Annotated in this window: 6 protein-coding genes; 3 read left to right on the top strand and 3 right to left on the bottom strand. The window is 40.5% G+C overall.

Features of this window, described 5'->3' with window-relative positions; all coding sequences use genetic code 11:
- The 3 genes from ACFE93_RS33520 to ACFE93_RS33510 form a co-directional block, all read right to left on the bottom strand.
- Nucleotides 1–1,538, bottom strand: a 1,538-nt coding sequence (locus tag ACFE93_RS33520; protein ID WP_375480267.1) for a tetratricopeptide repeat protein, incomplete at its 3' end; no start/stop codon positions are given.
- Nucleotides 1,539–1,598: 60 nt separating this feature from the next.
- Nucleotides 1,599–1,973 carry a hypothetical protein gene (locus tag ACFE93_RS33515; RefSeq protein WP_375480265.1) on the bottom strand — a complete coding sequence of 125 codons (375 nt, stop codon included), beginning with the start codon at nt 1,971–1,973 and terminating at the stop codon, nt 1,599–1,601.
- Nucleotides 1,974–2,201: 228 nt separating this feature from the next.
- A complete protein-coding gene (locus tag ACFE93_RS33510) occupies nt 2,202–3,155 on the bottom strand; it encodes a lysylphosphatidylglycerol synthase domain-containing protein (protein ID WP_375480269.1) in 954 nt (317 codons plus the stop codon).
- Nucleotides 3,156–3,310: 155 nt separating this feature from the next.
- Here ACFE93_RS33510 and ACFE93_RS33505 point away from each other — a divergent pair, with 155 nt between their 5' ends.
- The 3 genes from ACFE93_RS33505 (at nt 3,311) to ACFE93_RS33495 (ending at nt 7,082) form a co-directional block, all read left to right on the top strand.
- Nucleotides 3,311–4,264, top strand: coding sequence for an alpha/beta hydrolase (locus tag ACFE93_RS33505; protein WP_375480263.1), 954 nt, complete (start codon nt 3,311–3,313; stop codon nt 4,262–4,264).
- A 159-nt stretch (nt 4,265–4,423) separates the two neighbouring features.
- Nucleotides 4,424–5,323, top strand: a complete 900-nt coding sequence (locus ACFE93_RS33500; protein ID WP_375480261.1) for an alpha/beta hydrolase — start codon at nt 4,424–4,426, stop codon at nt 5,321–5,323.
- A gap of 88 nt (nt 5,324–5,411) precedes the next feature.
- Nucleotides 5,412–7,082 (top strand): phosphatidylglycerol lysyltransferase domain-containing protein, encoded by a 1,671-nt coding sequence (locus ACFE93_RS33495; protein ID WP_375480259.1) that lies wholly within the window; start codon nt 5,412–5,414, stop codon nt 7,080–7,082.
- The last annotated feature ends 394 nt before the right edge of the window (nt 7,083–7,476 follow it).

The following is a 7,476-nucleotide window of genomic DNA, read 5'->3' as shown; positions in this document are numbered from 1 at the left end:
TTGAGACTTTGTGCAACATCTGGATGTTCTTCACCCAGCAGCTTGCGGTAGAGTGTCAAAGCTTGGATGTTAAGGGGTTCGGCTTCGCTGTATCTGCCTTGGGAGTTGTAGAGTTGAGCAAGGTTGTTGAGGCTTTGTGCGACATCTGGATGTTCTTCACCCAGCAGCTTGCGGTAGAGTGCCAAAGCTTGGATGTAAAGGGGTTCGGCTTCGCTGTATCTGCCTTGGGAGTTGTAGAGTAACGCTAGGTTGTTGAGGATAGATGCAACATTTGGATGTTCTTCTCCCAAACGTTTTTTAATGATTTCTAGACACTGCTCTAACCAAGGTGCTGCTTTGTTATACAATCCTTGACCATTATAAAATTGAGCGTTACCGACAAAAGGCCAGGGTAAATCATCATCACTGAGGTATTGAATCAGTTTCTTCGCGACCTCAGCTATATGAGGTATGGTAGGGGTGACATCCGTGATTTGCTGAAGTGTGGGAGTTTCAGGAATATCTTGAGCAACTGCTACCATTACCTCACAAAGCGATCGCTTGAGTTCCTCTGCTTGAGATAACCCTTTTAATTTCAGTTGGAAAAATTCCCGCAGCAGTGGATGAAGTTGGTAGATTTCCTCACCTTTGCGTTGGAGTAAATAAAACTTTAACAGATCGCGTTTAGCTTTTTTTTGCTCTTTAGCTTCATTTCCTTCTACCAATTTCCAAGGAATTGGAGCCAAGGCAAATAAACTCAGGAGACAACCTAAAACTTGGGCGTTTTCTTGCAAACGCCGCCAACTTAACTCAAAGGCAGCAGCTACGCCTAGTTTAGCAGTCATTTCTTGTGGAGCTTCGTCTACTGCTTCATTCGTCAAACCCTCATCTTTCAATTGTTGCAAGATTTCTGGTAGAGACAAATCCTCATCAAGCGACAGATACCTCCCGACTAATTCCAAACCCAAAGGCAAATAACCGAGATGCTTACAAAGTCTTCTAGCAATCCAAGGGTCACGTTGCAATCGTTCTCTACCCACCAACAATTTTAAGAGCTTCATTGCCACCAATGGTTTCAGCAAATCCAAGTCTAATCGCTCTATAGGCGGCTGTAATTTTTCCCTTGTGGTTATCAGCACTTTAAACCGAGAAGGTAGCGACTGGAAGTAAGGCTTAACTTCTTTATATTCCGCGACATCATCCAACACTAGCAGCACATCACCCTCACGCCAACACCGCCAACAATATTGCACTTGGGCGAGTAATTTGTCTTTAGGATCTTGTGTTAAATTCTCTGGCGGGTTGAAATCAAGCTGCGTTCTGGCAAACTGCACAACTTGGATGCCCACATCCCCAGTTTTTGGTAGCAACCAGCAAAGCCCACCGTTATATGTATCGCGGTACTTGATGGCATATTGTAGGGCGAGTTCTGTTTTACCAACTCCACCCATACCAGCAATAGCGGCGATCGCAACTTGTTTATTATCCTGCAAAAGTTGGTGAAGATTTTGCAATTCTTCTTCACGTCCGACAAATTCCACCACCCCACTCAGGGGCAAATTTTGCGGTATTTCAGTAGAGAGATTTGACTTTACCCGTTCCCCTTCAGGCGGCTGTAGTCAGAAGTTAAAGGTATTACCAGAAACAGTATTAGTTCCGCCTTTAATGATTATCCCTTTATAGTTTTCAATAGTTTGAGTCAATTGCGGTTGAGCTTCTTTAGCCAATGCTGCGACAGCTTGAGCAATTTCATCATCTTTCTTTGCCGCTTCCTCTACCTGCTGCCCAATAAAATAAGCTTGACCATAATCTAAAGGTTGCGTTTTAGCCTGTTCGATAACCTTCGCCGTGCTAGGTTCCTTGCGTTTGAGCAGAACTAACAATTTTTCGCCTTCATCCCAAGCCTTTTCGCCGATGATTTCACCAGTTTTTTCAAATGCTTTGGTGATTACCAAAGTTGCGATCGCAGCTGCTGTCAGCGATACTGGCTCCATAAGTTTCCCAAAATATACGAGATTCTACTTACTGGTTCTCAGTCTAACAGATTCTAAACAGATAATAAAGAACAAATAACAGAAGAAATTATAAACTTTGTTTAGCGATCGCCTTAACAAAAATTATGAACTTTCACCGCTATTTGTGAAGATATTGAAAGCCTCAGATCCCCGACTTTTTCGAGAAGTCGAGGATCTTGTTGTTTGTGTTCATACTAAAACTGAAATTTACAGTTTATTGATATTTTTTAAATTCCTGGATCTAAATCTAATTTCATAAAGTCCTAGCAAGCCTGCTGCTACTAGCAAAGGTAAGAAATAATAGACTCCTCGATAAGCTAACATTGAACCCAAAACTGCCGCCGCCGAAACTTTAGAGGAAAGAATCAGTAAAATTATAGTTTCAAATACTCCCAAACCACCAGGGACATTACTAACCACACCTGCAAACATCGCTAGTAAATAAATGCCTAAAAAGTCTAGATATGACAAAGATATATTGCTAGGGAGTAAAGCATAAAGAACTGCCGCCGCCAAAATCCAGTCAAAGCTAGAAATTGCTATTTGAGCCAAAGATATGTTAAAAGAAGGAAATCGAAATTCATGTCCACGAATTATTAATGGTTGTTTAATAAAAATACTTCCTAGTAAATAAACTGCAACTAATAGCAGAAAAATTACGCCGATGGGACGCACAGTAGCAAAAGGTAAATGTAATTGAGTAGGAATCTTTAACGGGTTGATGAGAAACAATAAACCTGCAACAGCAAACATCCCTAACCAAAAAGTAAAATTGGCGAAAGCAATTACTTGAGCGATCGCAACTGCTGACACTCCCCAACTAGCATAAAATCGATAACGGATAGCACTGCCAGTTAGCAAGGCAAAACCGATGGTATTACTAAATGCAGAGCTAATAAAGTTAGTGAAAGCTATCTTATTCCAACTTAAAGAACGATTAATGTAGTTAAAACCTAACATATCGTACCCAATCATCACTAGATAGCCCAAAGCTGTCAGCCAAATTGCCCAACTTAAACGACTTTTGGGAATAGCAGCTAGAGAGTTGACGATATCACGATAATTATACTGATGTAATTCGTTAGCGATCGCCCACAGGGAAAGCACCAGCAGTAACAAGCCAAACAAAGAACTAAAATTGAGTTGCAGCTTTTTAAGCATCATGAAGAAACTTATCCTAACTCTTGACTTTTAATTTACAACCAGTCGCAAAGTTTCCATTCTGTTGACACAGTATCGACATATCATTTGCATAAGCTTTTGAAGGCAAGCATCAATTACCCAATAATGCTCTGTTTAACCAATGTCCTTCAAAGATGAACTACAAACAATCTAAAATTTTCTTGCTATTTTCAGTATTAACCCTAGTTGGCTGTAATTTCTCCCAAGGTGTCGTCGCAAAACCACCGCAACAGCAAGATTTACAAACAACACCTTCCGTGATTCCAATCCAGCGCAATACTAGCAACTCAGCGACTCTCCTAAGCTATAAAATTGAAAGCTACGATAGTAAAGTAATGGGTGCAAGTCGCACTTATGGCGTTTCTTTACCTCCTAGCTATGAGCAAAACTCAAAACAAAGGTATCCTGTAATCTTTCTCCTCCACGGTGGACATGGTGATCCCAGTAGTTGGTTTATTCAGAATAAAGGACAAGCTCTCAAGACTGTAGAACAACTTTATACTACAGGTAAGTTGCCACCCAGCATCATCATTACACCAGATGGCAACGACAAGCGTGGCTCTAGCCCTTACCAAGATCCCGAATATATCGATGGCCCTAACGGTAAAGTCTCTACAGCCGTAGGCGATGAATTAGTAAAAGTTGTACAAAGCCGTTATCGTACAATAAATAATCCAGATTTTTGGGCGATAGGTGGTTTATCTTCTGGTGGTTGGGGAGCAATCAATGTCGGATTACACAACCTAGATCGTTTCTCAATTTTATTTAGTCATAGTGGCTATTTTAAAGATAAAAGTGGCCCAGCAAATAGCCCAATATCTTATATTAAAACCATTCCCTTACAAGCTCAAAAAAAACTGAAAATATATCTGGATTCGGGTACATCAGATACTGATGAACTCGGCGAAGCAGAGCGATTTAGTAAAGTCCTAAATCAGCTAAAAATTTACAATTCATTTCGCCAGTTTCCTGGCAGTCACACTTGGCAATACTGGCGGAAACATTTAGCCGATTCATTGACATTTGTCGGCGAACAATTTCGACGAGCTTCAGAAACAGCAAATATGGCTGAAAAAATTAAGTATTAATCATAAAAAAACACTCAAAAAATTAATCCTTAGTAGCAATAATACTATTTTGCCAAGCCGTTGATATTTAAACATCAATGTGAAAAACTCTACTACTATTTTTCAGCAAATTAATTCTAGTAAGTTGTAATGGAGGTGATTTTTTTTACGCTAAAAAATATGAAGATTTCTAAATTGTTAATTAGCTTGGTAGGAGCGATCGCACTCCTTACTACTGCTGGTTATTATTATGTATTCATCTTAGGTGCGCCACAACTAGACCCACCCAAAAAAGAGGCAACTACTGGGCTAAAGTTTCAATTAGCAACCTTTAACTCCCAAGCAATGGGTGCAGTCCGTAACTACGGCGTGATTTTGCCCCCAAGTTATAGCAAAAATCCACAAAAGCGCTACCCTGTGATATTCTTACTACACGGTGGTCATGATGACGCTCGTGCTTACGCTAATAAATACGCGCTTTTAGACGTATTGCATGAACTTTATCAAAGTGGAAAATTACCGCTATCGATTGTGATTACACCTGATGGTAATGATAATCGCGGTTCTAGCCCTTTATACGACCCCGATTACTTTGATGGGCCGAATGGCAAAGTAGGGACTTTGATTGGTTCAGAATTAGTACAAGTTGTCAAGTCGCGCTACCGCACTTTGGAAGAACCCCAGTTTTGGGCGCTAGGAGGTCTATCTTCTGGAGGATGGGGGGCATTTAATATTGGATTACGCTATCTCAACAACTTCCAGATTTTGTTTAGCCATAGCGGTTACTTTACTGATGACAGCGGCTCACAAAATAGTCCTCAACAAATTGTGCAACAGCTATCAATTCAAGATAGGAAGCGATTGCGTGTTTATCTAGATGCGGGTATGAACGATACTAATTTACTAGCTTCTACCAAAGCTTTCAACGAAACCTTAAATAAATTAGGCATTGCTCACGTATTTTATGCATTTCCTGGAGGTCATGGTTTGTCTGGTGCAGATATTGGCTGGAACTACTTTCACAAACATCTAAAAGATTCACTCTCCTATGTCGGAGAACAATTTAAAAAGTCAGAGTAGAGACGCGATTAATCGCGTCTGTACAGGAGTTAAGAGTTTTAACTCAAAAACAAATGACAAATGACCAATGACAAATGACAAATGACAAATGACAAATAATTTAAAAACTCGGATTGGACTTTGGAGTGCGGTTTTCCTAACAGGTTTAGTCGGAGTAGTAAATTTATTATCAGCCGTGACACCTAACCTGTATGGGCGGACTCACTGGTTGAAAGAATTTTTACCATTTGAAATTCGTGCCAGTGGTCATATATTTGCAGCATTGACTGGATTTATTTTATTAACACTTGCTACTAATTTATTACGCCGAAAAAGAATAGCCTGGTTACTGACCATTGCTCTACTAGTAATTTCCATTTGCAGCCACTTGCTGAAGGGACTGGACTATGAAGAAAGTCTACTCTCTGGAGTTTTGCTAGTGCAATTAATCTTAATGCGCCATTTTTTCACGGCGCAATCAGACCGTCCTTCCATCGCACGGGGAGTTAGAGTACTGATAGGCGCTTTATTATTTACCCTAGCATACGGAACTATTGGATTTTATTTGTTAGACGGCAAATTTTCAGAGAATTTTAATTGGCGTGAAGCGATAGTTCAGACTTTGGCGATGTTCTTCACCGAGGATAATTGGGGACTGCAACCAAAGAGTCGATTTGGAGAATTTTTTGCTAATTCTATATATATTATTGCCGCAGGTACTATTACTTATGCAATGGTAATGCTGTTGCAACCTGTGTTTTGGCGGAATCTAGCAACTACAAATGAGCGACAAAGAGCTAAAGAAATTGTCGAGCAATATGGATGTTCTTCTTTAGCAGCGCTGACACTCTTAAATGATAAAAGTTATTATTTCAGTCCTTCGGGTAATAGTGTAATTGCTTATGTTCCCAAAGGACGGGGCGCGATCGCCTTGGGAGATCCCATCGGCCCGATTGAAGACCGCAAAGAGACAATTATTGCTTTCTGGCAGTTTTGCCAGCGTAATGACTGGTATCCTGGCTTTTACCAAACTATGCCTGATGATGTTGAGCTTTACAAATCGTTGGGGTATAAGGTACTCAAGATTGGAGAGGAAGCGATCGTTGACCTGAAAAGTTTTACATTACAAGGTAAAGCTGGTAAAAACTTTAGACCATCAATCAGTCGTTTAACTAAGCTAGGATACCAAATCGACTTTTACCAACCACCCATCGCCAATGATTTATTGCATCGGCTCAAACCTGTGAGTGATGAATGGTTGAAAATGGCACAAGGTTCAGAAAAACAATTTTCTTTGGGTTGGTTTGACGAAGCTTACCTGCGAGAGTGCGAGATTGCTGTGGTGCATAATCCCGAAGGTGAGATTAGTGCTTTTGCCAACATTATCCGGGAGTACCAACTTAACGAAGCGACTATTGACATGATGCGACATCGCTCATCTCTTGAAAATGGCACAATGGACTTTCTATTTATTTCCTTACTCCAGCATTTTAAAGAAGGTGGTTACGACAGCTTTAATTTTGGTCTTTCTGCCCTTGCTGGAGTTGGAGACAACCCCGAATCGCGCCGCTTGGAAAAAGTATTGCACTATCTTTACGATCATTTGAATCGCTTTTACAACTTCAAGGGACTGCACGCTTACAAAGACAAATTCCGCCCTCGTTGGGAACCGCGTTATTTGGTTTACCCCAGTTTAGCCACCTTACCAGATGTAGTTGTAGCATTAATTCGTGCAGATTCAGGCGATCGCCTCTTCGATTATTTCAAACCCGGAGCCTAAATGTGCGAAAAAAATAATGTGCTGGTTCCTTGCTGTTCCCCTGAATTGGATATTTCAGCGGATTAGGAACAGATATATCAAGCGATGCCTACACAACTGGGCATTTATATGATACAATTGTACTATAAAATATGAATATCCGGTAAGTATGCAACGCAAAATATAGCTTTGCCTAAGTTCGTAGCCAAACTTTGCGCTCCTACCCTACAGGAAGGCGAAGCGCCTATGCATTTAAACTTAAACCCTTAATTATCCACGAATTTACGAAACTGTGTACAAAGTTTCGTAAACAAATTATTGTCTATTTACTTTTCAACTTTACACGGTTGTAACAGATTATGGGAGCATCCCACTTTTTATTTAGGGAGCAAAGATTAATCCATTAAGGTAGGCA

This window comes from uncultured Nostoc sp., from assembly GCF_964247315.1.
Classification (GTDB): Bacteria; Cyanobacteriota; Cyanobacteriia; order Cyanobacteriales; family Nostocaceae; genus Nostoc.
Note: the sequence above shows the minus strand (reverse complement) of the source record. Positions and strands in the feature narration are given on the sequence as shown.

Excerpts from the sequence above, each read along its gene's own strand:
- ACFE93_RS33505 (WP_375480263.1), top strand. The coding sequence starts at position 3,311 with ATGAACTACAAACAATCTAAAATTTTCTTGCTATTTTCAGTATTAACC.
- ACFE93_RS33510 (WP_375480269.1), bottom strand. The coding sequence starts at position 3,155 with ATGCTTAAAAAGCTGCAACTCAATTTTAGTTCTTTGTTTGGCTTGTTA.
- ACFE93_RS33500 (WP_375480261.1), top strand. The coding sequence starts at position 4,424 with ATGAAGATTTCTAAATTGTTAATTAGCTTGGTAGGAGCGATCGCACTC.
- ACFE93_RS33495 (WP_375480259.1), top strand. The coding sequence starts at position 5,412 with ATGACAAATAATTTAAAAACTCGGATTGGACTTTGGAGTGCGGTTTTC.
- ACFE93_RS33515 (WP_375480265.1), bottom strand. The coding sequence starts at position 1,973 with ATGGAGCCAGTATCGCTGACAGCAGCTGCGATCGCAACTTTGGTAATC.